This is a genomic window from Methanooceanicella nereidis (genome assembly GCF_021023085.1).
GTDB lineage: Archaea > Halobacteriota > Methanocellia > Methanocellales > Methanocellaceae > Methanooceanicella > Methanooceanicella nereidis.
On the sequence record NZ_PGCK01000001.1, the window covers coordinates 341,146 to 359,288 of the forward strand.

Consider the following 18,143-nt stretch of genomic DNA (forward strand, 5'->3'; position numbering starts at 1 on the left):
AATGAAAACAGCTTATATGCCTTTGTACAGGGAGCGATCAAAATATTGATAAAAAATGAGAGATAGTACAGGTTGCCCGTTCTTCACACGGGCGCCTGGCCTATCTTATGGGTCAATGCATCGAGCACGTCTTTCCTCATGCCCTCGACGAACTTAATGGAGCCGACGACGAGGTGTCCTCCGCCGCTGACCCCTCCGCCCTTTATCTCTTCGCGGAGTTCGCGGACCATCCTCGGGATGTTCATCTGGACGCCTCTAGACCTCAGCACTGCGAAGTCCGGGCCGAACCCGAGCGTCACTATCGGCTTGCCCTCATATTTCTTGCACATTAGATCGTGTATCTCACCCGTGGTCTTACCCGGCGCCGGGAACGTGAACTTATGGGCGAAATTCTCCACGTCTATGACATGCAGGAGCGCACCGCTCGGAAGCTCCGCAGTCTTGACATGCGGCATAGAGGTCTCGAGCTGATTGGTTATCATCATGTTCGCCTGCTCATACAGTAGCTCTACAAGAGCCTTGTGACGGGCTTCGCTGTTAAAGTTAAGTATGTCGTTCACTATGCCCCTGCCGTCGTTATACCTTAGCCAGAACTGTTCGTAGTCCAGTGCAAGAGCGATCTTCTTAAGCTCATTCTCAGGGTACTTCTCCTGTACGAGCGCGAGATATTTTGCCCTCTCCGGAGCCTCTGACCTGTCCCCGACCGCGGCAACTGCGGCGAGATGCTTCACTTCATTCTCGACGTCAGGGTTGATCATCCTTGCAAGCTCGGTGCCCAGCATTCCTGCCGTGATGCCGAAATCGCCGCCCACATGGTAGGGGTTGACGTGACCTTTTACGTACTGGTCGACTATCTCGTCCGGGTGATGATGGTCCACGACGAGTAAGTCCAGGCCGTATACTTTCGCGTATTTATACGCGTCCATATCTTCTTCGGTGGACCCGTTGTCCATCAGCAGTATCAGCGGCATGGTCTGGCCGAACCTTTCATTATCCTCAAGCGCCATGACCAGGTCCTTGTTTATGTCTTCAAGCTCATAGAACGGGGCCTTCGAGGGGGACCTGCCAAAGAAATGATACTCGGCATCCGTGTCGCCCTGCTTTTTGATAAGCGGAAGGCATGCCCTTTCGACCGCTACGCCGGCGCATATGCCGTCGGCGTCAGCATGATGCCTTACGACGATTGGCTGGGACTTTAAGATGGCGCGCCTTATCCTGTGAGCGACCTTCTCCATCTGAGGCCTGAGCTTTTCAAGCACTTCGCTTTCCACAAGGAATTCGACATGGGCGGGTTTAGCCCTTTCGTCTATCGCATTCTCTATGATGGTCTTTATCTCTGCCGCATCATCGCCGGCCAGTTTTTTCATATCAAGGACTTCGAGCTGCAAGCCGTTGTTGCGCATGGTGATCTCGCCGGTGACCCTAACGATGTCCTCCAGAGTGACGTCAGGGTAAGCTCTCATGCCGGCCTCTACGAACGCCGCGCATGATACTGTGCCGGTCTCTTCGGTGACCGTGAATATCGTTGGCCCGCTGGTCTGTTTTATCTGGACGACCTCACCGCTTACGGACACCAGCTTATTTACGAACTTATTGATGTCGCTGGCATTTGTCCTCGGAAGCTTCTTTTCGACTTCGATCAGCTTGAACTCGGTCACTTTATGGGGTATCAGATCGAAATTACCGTTTGGCTTTATCGTGTTGATCTTTACCATTACCTCTTCGCCGGGCACGTATGGCTTACGGACGTTGCTGGAATGTATGAGACCTTTGGTCTGGTCGTTCAGGTTGACGAAAACGCCGAAATCCGCCAGGTTAGCGACCTTTCCGAGATAGGTCTTGCCGATGTCAAGGTCGGATACGTCGCAGGCAGGGCCGAGCTTGAATACGGGACGCATGTCCCTGCAGTCCGCGCAAAGGTCGTATCCCGCCTTAAGAGGCTTGCCGCATACCTGGCAGCTGGAGAGCTTCCCTGTACCCGCACAGTCCTTGCATTTCTCGCGCACCTGTATCTTGCCGCTGCCTTTGCATTTCGGGCAAAATCCGGAGAGCATCGCCTTGATGTCTTTTTCTTGCACGCTCATCAGGTTAACGCTTTTCGCCGCTTTGCCGGTCCCATCGCACTGCTCGCAGGTTTGTTCGTCTTTAATATGATAGCCTTTACCCAGGCATGTTGGACACTCAATACTCATGATGATGACCTGTAAATTTTATTCTTTTACTATAATATCTAAGAGTTCTAAGAGATTTTATTACAAAATCCTTCCTGTTGTGCACACCTTCCGCAAAGATGGGAATGTGTGAACGAGCACAATTGACGCGCTGATAGAATATCAACTTCACCCTAGAAATTAAAATCCCGTAAAAAAATTTTTATCATTTAGGGTTTAATATATTATTAACGGAGGCATAAGATTGGCATCCATAAGCAACATGGAGAAAGAAGTACTGTTATACCTTAAAGCAGCACTGGCAAGAGAACAGCTGGACGGTGTAAGCGCAAGAGAGATCGCGGACAACATAGACGCCAGGATAGAGGACGTCATCGCTGCCAGCGAGAAACTGGAGGAGACCAACCTGGGCAACATCAGATCAAGAGAAGTCGAAAAGGACAGGGTAAAAGGGCTGGTCATTGAGATCACCAGCCAGGGCCTTCAATATCTGGCAAAAGAAGGTCTCGTGCCAAAATAGGCTATTGGTGATCGATAGAACCGTTTCTTTTTTGAAAGATATTTGATCCGTTAGATGAAAAGCTTATATTGTTATCGAATCCCCATATCCGATAATTTTATAATGAATGAGTAGCACTGTATTGCTGCTAGAACAAATTTTTGGGCCTGTGGTCTAGTCGGTTATGACGTCGCCTTCACACGGCGGAGGTCAGGGGTTCGAATCCCTTCGGGCCCACTCATTTTTAATATTTTGTCACGATCATGGTTTGATTTTTCATTGCCGTTTTGAAAATTATCCGCTTTTTTATAAATATTAATATTATTATCGAGCAAGCGGTTACCACAGAAGAGCATATATAGGATTGGGTAAAATGAAATTAAGTGATTGAATTGAACACAGAGCCAGATAGTAACTATTTAAAACTGTATATTAAGCAGTTATATAAAAAATACTTTACATCTGATTCGGGTGGAAGTAACGTTTTAATGATAGCCCTCCTTCTGGCGACCATCATTTTCTTACCAATATGGCTTCCCGTGGGCTGCATTTGCTCTCCGGTATGGGTCCCGGTCATCTTCATAGTCTCGATGATGAAAAAGAATAAGCCGGTGATAAACAGTGATGAAGATTCTGCAAGGAATGAGCTTGAAAGGACCTTGAGGGAACAGGTAAAGATCGAGGAAGAATCGGTGAGAGAAGCCTATAAGGATCTCGAGGGAGACGATAAGTTCGAAAAAGCCAGGAATTTTAACAGGTGGTAGGCGCGAGAAACTCACGCCATCTCGAGCGGATATGCCGATCAGATCATGGGAATGATCGTTTAGACGACGCGCCCGGTTTTATAAGGACCTGAAAAGTAATATGTATACGCCGGTTTATCCCGGCGGCCGATCATATCATTCCTTCATCAGATCCTTTTTAACGCATTCTGCCCCGCAATCCTCGCATTTACATCTTTCCCCGCACGGCTCCACATGGATCAGGACGCTGGCCCTCGGGAACCTTTCCTTGACGTCTTTTTCAATGTGGTCCGCAAGGCCATGTGCTTCCTCGACGCTGGATCCCCTTGAGACTACCAGGTGAAGATCGACAAACCTGTCAGAACCCGCCTTTCTTGTGCGAAGATTATGGAACCCTACGAACTGGCTCGAATGGTCGCTTATGATCTTCCTGATCTCTTCCTCTTCTTCTGCCGGCAGTTTTGTGTCTAAAAGGTCGGTAACGGACTTGATTGTCAGCTCGAAAGCGGCCTTAAGTATGAACAGAGCCACTATTATGGCTATGACCGGGTCAAGTATCGCAATGCCCGACAGTTTTATCACAACAAGCCCGGCGAATACCCCCAGCGATGTAAGCACATCTGTCCTCAGATGCCATGCATCGGCCTCGAGCGCGATGCTCTCGGTCTTCTTTGCCGTTTGCATAAGTTTTTGGGATACGAAGAAGTTCACTATGGCCGATACCAGCATTACCGCTATACCAAGTGTCACATCTTCCATCTCTACGCCATATGTGATCTTCGTGTATGCCTCTTTAATGATCAGAGCGGCCGCGACGAATATCAGTATCGCCTCTATCGTCCCGGACAGGTTCTCTATCTTACCGTGCCCGAAGGCATGCTCCCTATCGGGCGGCATGCTGGATTTTCTTACCGAAAAATAGGCTATCATCGCCGCCACAAGATCGATACCGGAGTGTATAGCCTCTGATAAAACACTTACTGAACCTATCATCAGCCCCACTGTCAGTTTCATGAACACGAGCAGCGTGTTCGAAATGATAGATAAGCGGGCTGTACTTGTCTTTTCTTTATTCAAAGCATCAATGTCAGAATTTATGTTAACCATGCTATAACCTAAACATATCGGTAAACCTTACGATATGTCACACAATATATTTAAGAATTTCGAGACAATAGGCTGGCGTACCCCAAATATCGGATAACGGACGCAGTCCAAAACAATTATAAATTATTAAATTTTAATTCCATGCCCGGCTTTGCTATAGCCAATTATGCCCTAATCGTTATAATTAATAAGTAATAGAACATTATTTAGCATATTGTTGAGGGAGAACATGGATCTTATCGATGAATTAGGCCAGGAAGAGTTGACCGTCAGGAAATTTTTGGACGAGCTGAGAGATATCAAAGGCTATACCAGCATTATCTCGAGCCTGTCCGACGAGTATCTTGAGGAGCATAACAGGACACTTTTCTATGACGGGGACATCCTGGAGTACCAGGTGGGCACGAACAGGATAGTTAAGGTCATAGTTGACGGAGACTTACTTCAAGTATTAAAGGATGGCGTGGAGTATAAGGGCGAAAAGGCGAGGGCGCTTTTCAAGAACGATAAAGAGTTCAAGAAATGGAAAAAGACGTGTGACGGCGAAGAGAACGCGCTGCTGAACGATGCCTGTGCCAGGATAGAGATATATCATGTTAATTATGTATATGCGTTAAAAGAGCTCATCCTTCCAAAAGAATATAAGTTCTGCACTGTCCAGGAGCTTATGTCCTTTATCCTGTCGCGTGATTTCGAATCGGTACAGGCCAGATATTTGCCGATGAAAGAGTGAACCGGCAATTACGATCCTCGTACCTTCTAATTTTTTTATAATAATGCCTGTTTTAGCTCAAACAGACGAAAAACTATTTCTATTTTACTAAGAGGTAGATTAACCGAATGATGGATTCTATTATGCTTATTGGGCTGGTAGCGGGAGCTCTCACGACGAGCAGTTCGATACCACAGGTAGTCAGGATCATAAAGACAAAATCGGCGAAAGACGTATCAGGCCTCTTTTTTATCATGATGGGGGCGGGGATGTCGCTCTGGCTCATTTATGGCATCATCCGGTCCGATACTGCGATAATCTTATGGAACGCGGTCAGCCTGATGTTCTGTATGGCCATACTCGGGCTCAAAAAGCTGTACGGATAAGGTCCGTAATTTTATTTTATGCCGGAAGACGGCAGAAAACCGATACACAGCCGGCATATTTTATTGTTCCTGATCGAAGGCAGGGATCTTTAAAATAAACCTGGTCCCGGACCTGTAATCTCCTTTTATACGGTCCTCGACACTGATATCGCCTTCCAGTTGTTCCATTATCATTTTAGACAGATACATGCCAACGCCTTTACCCTTAATGGTGAGCTCATCCTTTTTCATGCGGTAAAAGAGACGTTGTTTTACCTCGTCATGAATTCCCTTTCCGTCATCTGCGATGCTGACGACATAAAATCCACCATCTTTATCGATGTCTATCCAGATGGTTACCTTATCACCGGAGTATCTTATGCTGTTGTCTATAATGTTCTGAAACACTACGTGCAGCAGTTCACATCCCCGAACATATCTATTCGGGACGTGCCCGTATTCTACGGTAACGTCCTTACCGGCATTTTTCAATTCCCTGTTCAGGACGGTTTCGATAATATCGTTCAGGTCCATTTTCTTTATATCAAGTCTTGAGTTCTGTATGTCCCTCAATTTTTTTACGTTCGTGATAAGCTGGTTACTGGTATTCACTGAGCCGAGAGCATTTTGTAATAGTTGCTTTAGCTCTCCGGCATTTTCCTCAAGCATCGCCATCTCAATAAATCCCAGGATTGCCTGGTTATGATTGCTGATGTCATGGCTCATAAGGTCAAGGAAAAGCTCTGAACGCTCCTTTTCTGCCATTATTTTTTGATCTCTGGCTTTGATCTCGTCCAGCATTTTATTAGAGATGCGCGCGAGCTCGCCTATCTCGTCGTCACCCGCATCCTTAACCCTTACAGAATAATCGCCCTTTGCGACACTTTTTAAGGAATTTGAGAGCTCTATGATAGGTTCGCTTATGCGTTTTGAAGCATAGTTCCCCATAACAAAAGAGAGTAAAAATGAAAATACCAGGGTGGCGAATATCAGGAGCGTCTGATACTCAAGAGGCCGGTATATTATGCTTGTCGGGGTGGATATCACCACGCCCCAGCCAATGTTCTTAATTGGGGCATAAGCCGCGTACCGGGGCTGTTGATCCCAGCTATTCCGGTATTCGACAACGTCGCTTTTGCCTTTTAGCACTTCACGGAAAGGAAGATATGACGACAGGTTGGCCCTTTCCCTGATGAAAGACTCATTACTGTGTATAATGACCCTGCCCGTCTCATCAATAACGATAATATCGCTGGTAGCGATGACCTGTTGCCCGAGTATGCTTTCCTGAAGGTCTCCGGGTTTTATGACTGCGTTAACGATACCGATCGTCTTACCGCTTTCGTATACAGGGGATGATACCGCAAAAACATAGTCCTTTGCAGTAAAACTATAGAATATCGGAGATATGTAAGTCTTATTTCTTTTTATCGTCTCGTTAAACCATTCGTAGATCAAGACATCGGTGATATTTGTTGGCTTTGTCACATACAGTAACTTGCCTTTTTCGTCAGTTATGGCAACAAGATCAGCATTTTCCGTATTCTTCAGGAGGTTATTTGCCATAAAGGCAAGAGTCGATTCATTATATTCAAGGATAGAGTTGATGGTCTCGCGATCGGAAGCCGTTAATTCAATGTCTGATGTGACATTTCCTATATACTGGACTATATAGTTAGAAATAAAGTGGGCTTCCTGGAGGTTAGTTTCATAGATGTGGTCCTTGAGAGTCTCTCTTGTGGTAAACAGCCATATGCTTCCAAGCACAAGTACGACTATCACACAGATGGTAACAAGTATAAGAGTGATCCGCGTCCTGATCGAATTTATCCTCATTAGTAATTAATATATTATAAAATTCATTGTATTTATCCTATCCCTTATTAGCATTAAAACGTGACCATCAAACTGTTTTATGAAGGATATTTTCTCATTTTCATTACGATCTTTTAAGCAACATCGGGAATATGATATTGTTTATAATCGGGAGGATACCAGAGGTATCCCTGTTCCCTTAACGGATCGCTATAAATGATGCTTGAACCGTTTTTCTCTACCGTCGTGATATAGGAGTTGTACCTTAACCGCTTTACTTCAGGCATTGCCTCATATTTACCCAGTTCATCCTCGCTGACGCCCGCATATTTCTGAAATACATTTAAATCCGAGGCCCCCTCAAAAAGTCGATACCACTCTAGTGAGTAGGAATCCTGATCTTCTTTGATGACCAGCCACCTCGACGGATCTATAGTAGGTATTGTCTTCCCATCCGTCGTGGCATCGACATAAAATTTCAAGCCTCCGCATGCCAGCATGACAATTACGAAGATGCAGACATAAGCCTGCGGACGGTCGATCGCAGCTTTCCCGAATCTCATCAATATAATATACCCGATACTTGCCAGCATCAGTACCACGCTCGGACCGGACAGTATCCCGAGCGTGAACTTGATGTCGGTCAGCGGGTATAGCAGCGGGATCCCCGGGTATGCGAGAAAATCGAGAAAAACGTGAGAAATGGCGCCTGCTAGGACAGCGGCCAGTGAGCCGGCTTCAAAGCTCAGGGATATGCGCTCCCTCAGAAAACCCGGACCGGGAATCGTGACAGCGACGGCGAATAACACAGTGGACGTTATCACGGCTCCTGCCAGGCTATGGGTAAAGCCGCCGTGCGTGAATATGTAAAGCTGCGGGAAACTGTCGGATAATGGCCTGAACAGTACATCCACGTCGAGTATTACCGCCCCCAGAATGCCATATGGGACAAGATCTGGCTTCCTGATAAGCATAAGTGCGATAGCGATGAACAGGGCATGCGTAAAAGTGTCCACATGAAATGTTATGTCCTCCGCTTAAAAAATGTTTTTGGATTGTGCCGGACCGTTAATGTAATAATAAATTCATGCGTAATGGGTACCGTTCAAAATGCATCTTATAATCACCGAAAAGCACGATGCGGCAAATAAGATATCCGGCATTATCTTCCAGGACCGCACCACGGAGCGCATAAACGGAGTACCGGTCTACAGATCGGCATCTGCGAACAGCGCTGTCATCGGTCTTGCAGGGCATATAGTAGAGCTGGACTTCAAGCCCGAATACCGGAGCTGGAGCGCGATACCGCCAAGAAGCCTCATTAATGCCGATATACTCACCATACCCAGTAAGAAGGACATAGTCAACGCGTTAATGAAGCTGGCGCCTTCTGCTACAAAGGTCACGATCGCCACTGACTACGACAGGGAAGGTGAATTGATCGGCGTCGAGGCTTACCGCATCATCAGCAGGCTGTCGAGGGCTAAATTTGACAGGGTGAGATATAGCTCTTTTACAAAACAGGAAATAACAAAGGCATTTGCGTCGCCCGCCCCCATAGACTTTAACATGGCAGCGGCGGGAGAATGCAGGCAGGAGATAGACCTGATATGGGGCGCCGCCCTAACGAGATTCGTATCGATAGCCGGCAACAAGCTCGGGAAAGAGTTCCTATCGGTCGGAAGAGTGCAGACGCCTCTGCTTGCGATAATCGTGGACAGGGAAAAAGAGATACAGTCTTTCGTATCTAAGCCTTACTGGGAGATCGTCGCCTCATTATTAAAAGAGAAGGATACTTTTACTGCCTCGCATAAAAAAGGAAGGTTCGAGAACAAGGACGAAGCTTCCGTGATATATAAAAAGCTCGGAAAAAAGGCCATAGTGAAGAGCGTAAAGACTGACAAAAAGAAAGACCCGGCACCTGTGCCTTTTAACACGACAGAGTTCGTTAAGGCCGCCAGCAGCCTCGGGTATTCAGCGTCCAGCGCAATGCAGCTTGCCGAAGAGCTATACATCAACGGATGGATCTCATATCCGCGTACAGATAATACCGTGTATCCTGACACGCTTAACCTGAAAGATATACTGGGGTTGTTTAAGGCCAGCCCTGAATTCGCTATGAACGCGCTCGAACTTCTGGCTCAAAAGACCTTAGTGCCGACCAGGGGCAAGGTCGAGAGCAAGGACCATCCACCCATATATCCGGTCGCATGCGCGAAAAGGTCAGAGATGGACGATAAGCACTGGAAGCTCTATGAGCTGGTCGTCAGAAGGTTTTTCGCAACATTATCGCCCCCGTGCGAATGGGAGACCATAAAAGCCGAGATAGACATAAGCGGCGAGCAGTTCGGCTCAGACGGAAAAATGCTTTCATTTCCCGGATGGAGAAAGTATTACCCTTACGGCATGCCGAAAGATGAGCTCCTCCCGCCCATAAAAGCAGGGGATATTCTTGACGTTAAAAAGATAGACCTGCTTGAAAAGAAGACTGAGCCTCCAAAGCGTTACGGGCAGGGTAAGCTTGTACAGATGATGGAAGACCTGGGACTGGGCACAAAGGCGACAAGGCACGAGGCGCTAAATAAGCTTTATAGCCGCGGATTTATAGAAAAGAACCCGCCGCAGCCGACGGCCATCGGGATCACACTCATAGATGCGTTAAAGTCGCACGCTACAGCCATCACGACTCCGGACATGACCAGCGCGCTGGAGCGGGACATGGACGCCATTACGGATAGCAGGATGAAGAAAGACGATGTCGTTTCCGAGTCAAAGAAGATGCTCCACAAGGTATTCGATCAGCTTGAATCGAACAGATCTGAGATATCAAGGGCCATAAAGAGGGGTGGCGCCCTGGACAGCGAGATCGGGCCGTGCCCGAAATGCGGGAGCCCCCTTCTTATAAGGGAGACGAAGGCCGATAAGAAAAAGTTCATAGCATGCAGCGGCTTTCCTGACTGCCGCAACACATATAACCTGCCTCCGGGAACCATAAAGTTTGATAAGGCCGTATGCGAAAAGCATAAACTACACCTTATAAAGGCGACTCCGCCTTCCACTAAGGATAGGGAGGGCAAGACAGTCAGAGGCAAGTCATATACATACGGATGCCCTGCCTGCAAGAAAGAAGAGGCCATATCATTTGCAGTGCCGGTCATAAAAAAATGATCGGCAAACAGACCTTAACTTTTTTGATCCATAGATTTTTGGATAGGCTATTGTCGCATATCCCTATCCGGCGATGTGTTCACGAGGGCGCAAAAGAAGTCGTTTGGGGCGCCCGTGCGAGGGGACTTACATATGGATTCGATCCCTGGTTTCAGAACAATTTACAAAACCCAGTATATGTTAGCCGTTATAAAAGCCCATTTTTTATAGAATATTTAGAGGTATATGGCTGAATATATGTAGCATCTACCCGGATACATCGCCACCATCAAGTCACAATACAGTCAGCATTGCCTTCTTTAGTATTAGCAGAGCTTTTTAGACCACATATATAGCAAGGTATAAATACAGGTTATGATATATGTCAGATTGACCTATGTCAAATGGACATAAGTCCAAATAGAATATGTCAATCTGAACTATAATTAAAAGGAGAGAATAAAATGGTCGATATGGATCTCGTCATCCTTGGCACGCTGCTTGCAGGGCCCGCTCACGGGTACCAGCTCAAGCAAAAGATCGAGGGCAGCTTTGGAAGCAAATACTTCAAGATAAGTAATAGCTCCCTCTACCCGAAGCTTACGAAGCTAGAAAGCGACGGCTTCATCGAAGGGAGACGGGAGCCGCAGGAAAAGGTCCCGGACAGGAAAGTGTATTACGTCACGGATGCGGGCATGAAAAGATTACAGGAGCTCGTGGCGACGCCGATAAAGCCCGGAAGCTCGCCGGGGTCGGAAGAGTACGAGTTCATGCTTCATGCGGTTTATTTTAACCTCATTTCAAAAGAGCAGAGAAGTAAAGTGATAACGCCCATCTATGAGAGTAAAAAGGCAGAGCTTAAAGAGGCACTTGAAAAACGTGAAAATCTCGGACCCCATATGCCTGGCTTTCCGCTGGCAGTGCTTGACAACGGCATAGAAATGCTAAAGATCAGCGTCCGTTTTTACGAGACGCTCCTGGAAATGGATTAAACGTGAGGTATCGTGTATGTTGGATATTTCATTCAAGAACATGTGGCAGAGAAGAACAAGGACGCTTCTCACCATTGTAAGCATTGCTGTATGCATAATGCTTTTTATCGTCCTTTCGACAGCGACTTTCTACATGAACAAGTCGTTCACGGATTCAATGGGCAAATTCGCGGGCCAGATGTACGTCAAATCGCCTTCGCCGATGTCTGCGGCCAGCGCCGAGTTCCCGCCAGTATCCTCAAGCCTGCCGATGGAAAAGGCCGGAGCGATACTGGCGCTTGACGGCGTCGATAAGGAAAAAAGCGCAGCACTGCTGCTTATCAGCCTGGTGCCTTCGCAATTCCAGAACGGCCCGCCCCAGGTAATGGCGGTAGGTATACCTGAGGGTAGTGAAAAAGCATTTTACTCCGATGTAAAGTTCTCCGAAGGCTCCGGCACGTTCACGGCAAAGGACCAGGCGATACTCGGAAGCGAAGCGGCAAAATACTATAATGTAAAAGCCGGCGACAGGCTCGCATTAATGAATAAAGAGCTTGACGTCATAGGCGTGGCCGAGAGTTCGGAGTCCCTGATCACTAACGGCATGGTAATGATACCGTTATCGACGGCACAGGATATGTTCAACAGGCCTTCGGTCACGACAGTGCTGCTGGCGCCGGTATCCATAGATAGCACATCGGAGCTTGCATCGAAGGTCAGCGAAAAGTTCCCGGAACTTGAGGTCATGACCCAGAAGGAAATGATGGAAGCCCTGGAGAAGATGATGGCCCAGACAAAGACGTTCATGGGAATGATCAACATGGTCATGCTCATCGTCGCTGGCGTGGTCACCCTGATGGTAATGATAATGTCAGTATCGGAAAGAACGAAGGAGTTAGGCATGCTGCGTGCTATAGGGGCAAGCAGGAGCAAGATACTTGTGATGGTCATGGAAGAGTCGCTGATCATCTGCCTGGCAGGAGCCGCTTTAGGTATACTGCTATCCTTCCTGCTGATGAAGGCCATGTTCGGGGGCGCGTTCGCATCGATAGAGATCATAACGCAGGCAATACTGTTCATGACCACTATAGGAGTGATAGCGGCACTTTACCCGGCCGTCAAAGCATCAAAGATACAGCCTCTGGAGGCGTTACGCTATGAGTGAGACTATCCTTGACATTAAAAATGTAAAGAAGCACTATAAGATGGGCAACGTCACAGTGGAAGCACTTAAAGGCGTTGACGTATGCCTGAAAGATAAAGAGTTCGTATCGGTGATCGGGCCGTCGGGCTGCGGAAAGTCCACGCTGTTAAACCTGATAGGATGTCTTGACAGCCCCACGGAAGGCAGCATATCCATAAACGGTACCGATGTGTCAAAGATGAGCGAAAAGCAGCTCACTGACATAAGATGCAAGAACGTTGGATACATATTCCAGAAATTCTACCTGCTGCCGTTCCTCACGGCGCTTGAGAACGTCGAGCTGCAGGCGAGGCTGGCCGGAATGAAGGACAGTAAGAAGAAAGCCGAGGAAGCCCTGAAGCTTGTCGGGCTTGGAGACCGTATGAACCACCTGCCGAAAGAATTATCGGGCGGCCAGCAGCAGCGTGTAGCCATAGCCAGGGCGATAGTGAAAGATCCGAAACTGCTGCTCGCGGACGAGCCTACTGGTAACCTTGATACGGCCATGGGCGCACAGATAATGGACGTCTTACGGTCATTAAATGAAAAAGGCCTTACCATCCTGATGGTAACTCATAATCCTGAGCTGGCGGCGATGACCGACAGGGTGATCAAGGTCAGGGATGGCCGTATAGACCTGAACTAAGGCCATTCCATTTTTACTTTTTTAACATGTCCCAACAATTTGATATAAAACTTTAGGCATTGAATATATGCTATGCTTGAGATTTTTTGTGATTCGTCGTTCAATGAAAAGGGGCCCTCGTTCATAGGCTGCGTGGTCATGAAGGACTGCATGGAAGTTCACCAGTCAACGACGAGGATCGTGCCGGACCCTGCCAGTAACCTGGATTCTGAGCTATCCGCGATAGGCCTGGCATTGTCGATAGCTAAGATATTTTCGAATGGGAATGAGCTGACCATGATCTATAATGACTCGACGGAAGCCGTTAAGGAATATATAGGCAAGGATACTGGAAATATCATTATAGACTACAGGTCCAGGGATGACGTGCACCAATCAGTGGCGGACAGGCTTTCTAAAAAGTTCCAGCAGTCCAGGGTAGAGACATTTGATCTTTGTAAGAAGCCGGTCGAATCCTTCACCCCGGAGATCCTGAAGGACATCGCCCAAAATAAAAGAACGGTAGTATTTCTTGAAAAGGACCCCGTCGAGACCACCAATACAAAAACATGTTATGTGCTTTTCATAAGGAATATCGATGGGACCCTGTCGAAGGACAGGAGATACTATGCAAGATCTGGCGAGGTCAAGAACATCAAAGTGGCAAATGACATATCGGCTGACCTTACGGATCCCGGCGTGCTTGACGGGCTGGAGAGTAAAAGAGTAGATCTGGATGGTTCTTATTTCCTGCTCACAGACGAAACATGGGGACTCCGGATAAAGGGGGGCGAATCGTACTCCATATTGCCATGCGGCATAGACCACCGTATCATATGCCATGAAGTTGACAGAACGCCAAAAAATCTTTTTGACAGGGCTGCCATATTCTTAAAAGAATGACATGCGGAAAATTGAAGCTTATCCGCCTTTATGAAAACAGGGTAAAATTACTGTATCACTCCTCTATCTTTTCAAATAATGCCTTTTCAGCCCCGCATAGAGGACATGTCCAGTCATCGGGCAGGTCTTCGAACGCTGTGCCGGGAGGCACTGGATATTGCGTGTCTCCGTCAGCGGGGTCGTAAACATATTCGCAGATAGTACATCTCCATCGACTCATATCCTGTCACCCCTCTACCTTTTCAAATAAGCTTTTATCCGCACCGCATACCGGACATACCCAGTCGTCAGGGAGGTCTTCGAATGCCGTTCCCGGCTCAATGCCGCTGTCAGGGTCTCCCACAGCAGGGTCATAGATATACTGGCATAGAGTGCATATCCAACTATCCAAGTTTTATCCTCCGCATCATTAAATATTATATAATTTTATTTTAATAAGTTATATTTTTTATCGGTGAAAAGCTTATGGGCGTACTATCAAGCAATGGGAAACTATTTTGTTAATAAGGTAGTTATTAGGAGAATATGGCAAAGAAAAGTTCGCGACCAAAGGCCAAGCAGGGAAAAATTGACGACAGGACAAGGTGGATACTCATCGCGGCTGCCGTGATCAGCTTCGCAGGAACGTCCTATTTGATCCTGAGCGCATAATTGGATGGTCAGGCTATAAAGTCCATATGTATGGTCATTTATTCTTCAATGCTCATGGATACAACGTCGCGTGATGGGGAGGGAATATTTTGAGAGACTGGGATGTCTGGCAAAAACATGTAAATTATAACACAATAATCGGACTGGCATGTGAGATCCCTGAAGACACGATAGAGTTGCTCGAGAAAGTGGGGTTCATAGTTGATGACGGCTCAAAGCCGCCGGTAAAGGCGGGGCAGCTTTTCCTGTTACATGTAAGGGACCTGGATAAAAAATATTACTGGAAAAAATACGAAGAGTATAAGAATAAATACGGCGGCGAAGAACCCAGGCCTGTCCACATCGAAGAAATGCCCGAACTTATCATCAGGTTCCTCGGCAATGCGAAATTTGAGCAGTGCATCGACATTGCTAATTATACGCTAAAAGTCCTTGGAGAGAATTAATACTCTCCGGCAATGATCTTTTTATAATTTTGTTTTACGCGGAGGAGCCCGGGCTTCCGGCGGAGGCTTACGATAACAGGTAGGATATTGTGGCTATGGCTATATCGATAACGACTATGAAGAACAATATCATAAAGCCCCACTCGAATACGCGGCTTGTGATGACATTACTGAATATCAGGGTCACTATCATCAATGGTATCAATATCAGCATGGAATATCCCGAAATGCCAAATATCCATTGAGCCGTGGTCTCGCCCTCATACTGCACGATATTATCTGCAAGGCCGGTGACACCGAAATACGCCATCAGCACACAAAAAAACGCTATAGATATTACCGATAGCCATAAAAAGACATCATAATAGATCTGCTTGTTCACCATAGTATTCACGCGGCTTTTCGATACAGGAACGTAAAATTATTTTCCGTTCAATCATCATATATTTTCTCCGGATATATCTATTTCCCGGGCGTTTAGTATACATGTAAAAAATCAAATATCACTTATAAAATAACTTATTTTTACATAATACATGCATTTAAAGGTCTATTACATAATATAAAAGCCAATTATTGACATATTTATCCCATAATGGCCATTTTCATTTTATCATCTAAAAATAACTTATTTTTAATCCATAAAATAAAAATTAATCGAAAATTTGACTTTAAATGTATCAATGTTTAATAATATGGTGCTTATACTACTTTATAGTGGGTATAGTTCAGTAACGTTGAGGAGGGTATAAATGGGTGATTTGAAAAGGCTATTGGTCACCATAGCTTTAGTGTACCTTTTTGTGACTATCACGCCTTTGGCTGCGATGGCAAGGCTGGAACTGGCGGGAGAGATAAGAGCATTTGATGTTATCGCAGGCAATCAGGCGATGTTCAACAAGCCCGCTATCACCCTTTTTCACCAGCAGACCCTTGCCACTAACGATAAAGAGGCCCTCAGCATATCTTTTTCGGATATACCCGCGGATGAGGATGCACAGGCAAGCTGTACCGACCTTGCCTACCCTAATATCATCCAGAATTCAGAGGGATCGATGGCAGCGACCAGCACAGGCGGTATTTTTGTTAACTGGAACTATGTGGACTTTATCAATAACGGGGGAGGCATATTAAGCTCCGATGCGACCGCATGTCACCCGTTCGCTTCCGATGTGCCGGTAGGATCAAATCTCTGGTTCCCGTACTTGAGAACGATGGAACCGGAACAGATCAAGCCTGATCAGTCGATGCTATATGATAACCCCGGCAGTAAGTCCATAAAAATGGTATTTGATCCGACCATAGGTAATACTTTCAAGCCGATAACTGCCGTATCCGGCTGTGAAGCGGGTCCCTTCGGCACATGTGCTATGCGCCTTGAAGATAAGACCATATGCGAATTCATAGGAGGCTGCGGCCGCGAACAAATAGGCAACATGTCCGCGCTCGAAAGAATGTGGTGGAACGCGCATGCCGGCAGCAGGATGGACATCGCATATAAGGGCAATATGTCCTTACCCACGCAGTTAGCTCCGCTGGAAGACCCGTATAAGATAATACCGCACGGCAATCATACTAAGATCCTTACATGTGCGCTTAACATGACAAAGCCCGGTAAAAAATTACCGACAAAATTGTGGGATATATGAGCCATGAGCAGGATGGGTCCCGCTTTAAGATTTTATAAAAAATTGTCATGGTTAATGTATGCAAAATAGAATACATGAAGGTGCAACGATTATGGTTAAGATGATCAAAGGTCTGATGATAATCATTTCATTCATTTTAATCATAAATCAGTTTATGAGCTTAACGGCATTTGCACGCACTGACCAGGCATTCGAGGTAAGGAGCATGGATGTGGTCCTTGGGGGCGAGTGCCACAGGACAAGCCCTTCACAGACTCTTTTTCATCGCCAGGTGCTTCAGGAGACGAACAAGGACGCGCTTGTGATAGATTATTCAGAGGATTTTCCCCTGAAAGATAGCGGGTGTTCAAACAATATCATCCTTCCGAACGCCGTCCAGACATCTGACGAGTCGATAGCGGCCGAGCAGTGCGGGTTTTACCGCGCCAACTTCTGCTACTGCGCGTTCACTAACATAGGGTCGATCTGCATAGGCGGATGCGCTGCTCCCGGCCAGGGCGTCAGTTCAGGACAAATGATCGGTTCGGGCATAATTTATCCATATATGATACCCATCAGGTCGGATATGTTCAGTATGATGGCCGCTCCGGATGTTACAGGCCCTGCTTTCGATAAGATTGAAGGGATCGTGCCGGACCGGACAGGTATCAATGCCACCGGATCGAATATCACCGGACAAGATGCCCCCGTTTTTAACGACACAGCCTTTGCACCGGCAGTGTCGATGGACATGGGCTCTTTAGACGTGTCCTTTAAGGCAGGGAATAACACCACGAGTGAAAATAAAACACAGCCGGAGAAACCGGTTAAGCCGGAATCAGGGAAGTTCGAGGTCCCCAGCCCTTACCAGAAATATGAAAAGGCGACAAGCGAAGAGATAGCGGGCATGAACGGACTGGAAAGAATGTTCCGTAATTCCCATGTCGGCAGTAACCTTTATAGAGCCGGTATCGGGACCGTCGCAGGACCGGTATGGATAGCCCCGGTCGAAGACCCGTGGGTACTGATCAAACCGTTTAACAGGACCATAGTGTATAAAGATACGCTGGGCATGACAAAGCAGGGTACGGTGCTCACGAGAAAGTTCTGGGACCTGTAATATTTCCTTTAAACTTTAACCCGTTTGTGCCGGGTCATTTCATTATCCGGGATGTTA

Annotated in this window: 20 protein-coding genes and 1 tRNA gene; 14 read left to right on the forward strand and 7 right to left on the reverse strand. The window is 46.8% G+C overall.

Annotation, left to right across the window (positions count from 1 at the left end; all coding sequences use genetic code 11):
* Nucleotides 1-83 precede the first annotated feature (83 nt).
* Nucleotides 84-2,192: a DHH family phosphoesterase gene (locus CUJ83_RS01825; protein ID WP_230739927.1), complete on the reverse strand. Its 2,109-nt coding sequence runs from the start codon at nt 2,190-2,192 to the stop codon at nt 84-86.
* 223 nt (nt 2,193-2,415) lie between these two features.
* On the opposite strand from CUJ83_RS01825, the gene CUJ83_RS01830 reads away from it, so the two are divergent.
* The 3 genes from CUJ83_RS01830 to CUJ83_RS01840 all read left to right on the forward strand — a co-directional run bounded on the left by CUJ83_RS01830 (nt 2,416) and on the right by CUJ83_RS01840 (nt 3,434).
* Nucleotides 2,416-2,691: a hypothetical protein gene (locus CUJ83_RS01830; RefSeq protein WP_230739929.1), complete on the forward strand. Its 276-nt coding sequence runs from the start codon at nt 2,416-2,418 to the stop codon at nt 2,689-2,691.
* 142 nt (nt 2,692-2,833) lie between these two features.
* Nucleotides 2,834-2,907, forward strand: a tRNA-Val gene (locus CUJ83_RS01835).
* A 251-nt stretch (nt 2,908-3,158) separates the two neighbouring features.
* A complete protein-coding gene (locus CUJ83_RS01840) occupies nt 3,159-3,434 on the forward strand; it encodes a hypothetical protein (protein ID WP_230739931.1) in 276 nt (91 codons plus the stop codon).
* 135 nt (nt 3,435-3,569) lie between these two features.
* Here the strand turns inward: CUJ83_RS01840 and CUJ83_RS01845 are convergent, their stop codons facing one another.
* A complete protein-coding gene (locus CUJ83_RS01845; RefSeq protein ID WP_230739933.1) occupies nt 3,570-4,520 on the reverse strand; it encodes a cation diffusion facilitator family transporter in 951 nt (316 codons plus the stop codon).
* 229 nt (nt 4,521-4,749) lie between these two features.
* Here CUJ83_RS01845 and CUJ83_RS01850 point away from each other — a divergent pair, with 229 nt between their 5' ends.
* Both CUJ83_RS01850 and CUJ83_RS01855 read left to right on the forward strand, forming a co-directional pair.
* Nucleotides 4,750-5,253, forward strand: a complete 504-nt coding sequence (locus CUJ83_RS01850; RefSeq protein ID WP_230739935.1) for a hypothetical protein — start codon at nt 4,750-4,752, stop codon at nt 5,251-5,253.
* A gap of 107 nt (nt 5,254-5,360) precedes the next feature.
* Complete coding sequence (locus tag CUJ83_RS01855) at nt 5,361-5,618, forward strand: SemiSWEET family sugar transporter (protein ID WP_230739937.1); 258 nt, start codon at nt 5,361-5,363, stop codon at nt 5,616-5,618.
* Nucleotides 5,619-5,678: 60 nt separating this feature from the next.
* Here CUJ83_RS01855 and CUJ83_RS01860 read toward each other — a convergent pair whose 3' ends face one another.
* Together CUJ83_RS01860 and CUJ83_RS01865 are read right to left on the reverse strand one after the other, a co-directional pair.
* Nucleotides 5,679-7,433 carry a sensor histidine kinase gene (locus CUJ83_RS01860; RefSeq protein ID WP_230739939.1) on the reverse strand — a complete coding sequence of 585 codons (1,755 nt, stop codon included), beginning with the start codon at nt 7,431-7,433 and terminating at the stop codon, nt 5,679-5,681.
* 113 nt (nt 7,434-7,546) lie between these two features.
* Nucleotides 7,547-8,428: a metal-dependent hydrolase gene (locus CUJ83_RS01865; protein ID WP_230739941.1), complete on the reverse strand. Its 882-nt coding sequence runs from the start codon at nt 8,426-8,428 to the stop codon at nt 7,547-7,549.
* 94 nt (nt 8,429-8,522) lie between these two features.
* On the opposite strand from CUJ83_RS01865, the gene CUJ83_RS01870 reads away from it, so the two are divergent.
* From CUJ83_RS01870 to CUJ83_RS01890, 5 genes are all read left to right on the forward strand, one after another.
* The gene (locus CUJ83_RS01870; RefSeq protein WP_230739950.1) at nt 8,523-10,580 is read left to right on the forward strand and encodes a DNA topoisomerase I; all 2,058 of its coding nucleotides are present in this window, start codon (nt 8,523-8,525) and stop codon (nt 10,578-10,580) included.
* Nucleotides 10,581-11,023: 443 nt separating this feature from the next.
* Entirely contained in the window at nt 11,024-11,551 is a 528-nt protein-coding gene (locus tag CUJ83_RS01875) for a PadR family transcriptional regulator (protein ID WP_230739952.1), read from the forward strand.
* 16 nt (nt 11,552-11,567) lie between these two features.
* Nucleotides 11,568-12,695, forward strand: a complete 1,128-nt coding sequence (locus CUJ83_RS01880; protein WP_230739954.1) for an ABC transporter permease — start codon at nt 11,568-11,570, stop codon at nt 12,693-12,695.
* A complete protein-coding gene (locus tag CUJ83_RS01885; RefSeq protein ID WP_255668279.1) occupies nt 12,688-13,359 on the forward strand; it encodes an ABC transporter ATP-binding protein in 672 nt (223 codons plus the stop codon). The genes CUJ83_RS01880 and CUJ83_RS01885 overlap by 8 nt, the downstream gene beginning before the upstream one ends.
* A gap of 72 nt (nt 13,360-13,431) precedes the next feature.
* Nucleotides 13,432-14,241, forward strand: a complete 810-nt coding sequence (locus CUJ83_RS01890) for a ribonuclease H family protein (protein WP_230739955.1) — start codon at nt 13,432-13,434, stop codon at nt 14,239-14,241.
* Nucleotides 14,242-14,296: 55 nt separating this feature from the next.
* Here CUJ83_RS01890 and CUJ83_RS01895 read toward each other — a convergent pair whose 3' ends face one another.
* Both CUJ83_RS01895 and rd read right to left on the reverse strand, forming a co-directional pair.
* Nucleotides 14,297-14,461 carry a rubredoxin gene (locus CUJ83_RS01895; RefSeq protein WP_230739957.1) on the reverse strand — a complete coding sequence of 55 codons (165 nt, stop codon included), beginning with the start codon at nt 14,459-14,461 and terminating at the stop codon, nt 14,297-14,299.
* 6 nt (nt 14,462-14,467) lie between these two features.
* The gene (gene rd, locus CUJ83_RS01900) at nt 14,468-14,632 is read right to left on the reverse strand and encodes a rubredoxin (RefSeq protein WP_230739959.1); all 165 of its coding nucleotides are present in this window, start codon (nt 14,630-14,632) and stop codon (nt 14,468-14,470) included.
* A 134-nt stretch (nt 14,633-14,766) separates the two neighbouring features.
* Between rd and CUJ83_RS15610 the strand changes: the two genes are divergently transcribed.
* The gene (locus CUJ83_RS15610; RefSeq protein WP_255668280.1) at nt 14,767-14,892 is read left to right on the forward strand and encodes a hypothetical protein; all 126 of its coding nucleotides are present in this window, start codon (nt 14,767-14,769) and stop codon (nt 14,890-14,892) included.
* Between the two features lie 89 nt (nt 14,893-14,981).
* On the forward strand, nt 14,982-15,338 hold the full coding sequence (locus CUJ83_RS01905; protein ID WP_230739961.1) for a hypothetical protein: 357 nt from the start codon (nt 14,982-14,984) through the stop codon (nt 15,336-15,338).
* A gap of 67 nt (nt 15,339-15,405) precedes the next feature.
* Here CUJ83_RS01905 and CUJ83_RS01910 read toward each other — a convergent pair whose 3' ends face one another.
* Nucleotides 15,406-15,723, reverse strand: coding sequence for a hypothetical protein (locus CUJ83_RS01910; protein ID WP_230739962.1), 318 nt, complete (start codon nt 15,721-15,723; stop codon nt 15,406-15,408).
* Between the two features lie 367 nt (nt 15,724-16,090).
* Here CUJ83_RS01910 and CUJ83_RS01915 point away from each other — a divergent pair, with 367 nt between their 5' ends.
* Together CUJ83_RS01915 and CUJ83_RS01920 are read left to right on the forward strand one after the other, a co-directional pair.
* Nucleotides 16,091-16,987, forward strand: coding sequence for a hypothetical protein (locus tag CUJ83_RS01915; protein ID WP_230739964.1), 897 nt, complete (start codon nt 16,091-16,093; stop codon nt 16,985-16,987).
* 154 nt (nt 16,988-17,141) lie between these two features.
* Complete coding sequence (locus CUJ83_RS01920) at nt 17,142-18,086, forward strand: hypothetical protein (RefSeq protein ID WP_230739965.1); 945 nt, start codon at nt 17,142-17,144, stop codon at nt 18,084-18,086.
* Nucleotides 18,087-18,143: the final 57 nt, after the last annotated feature.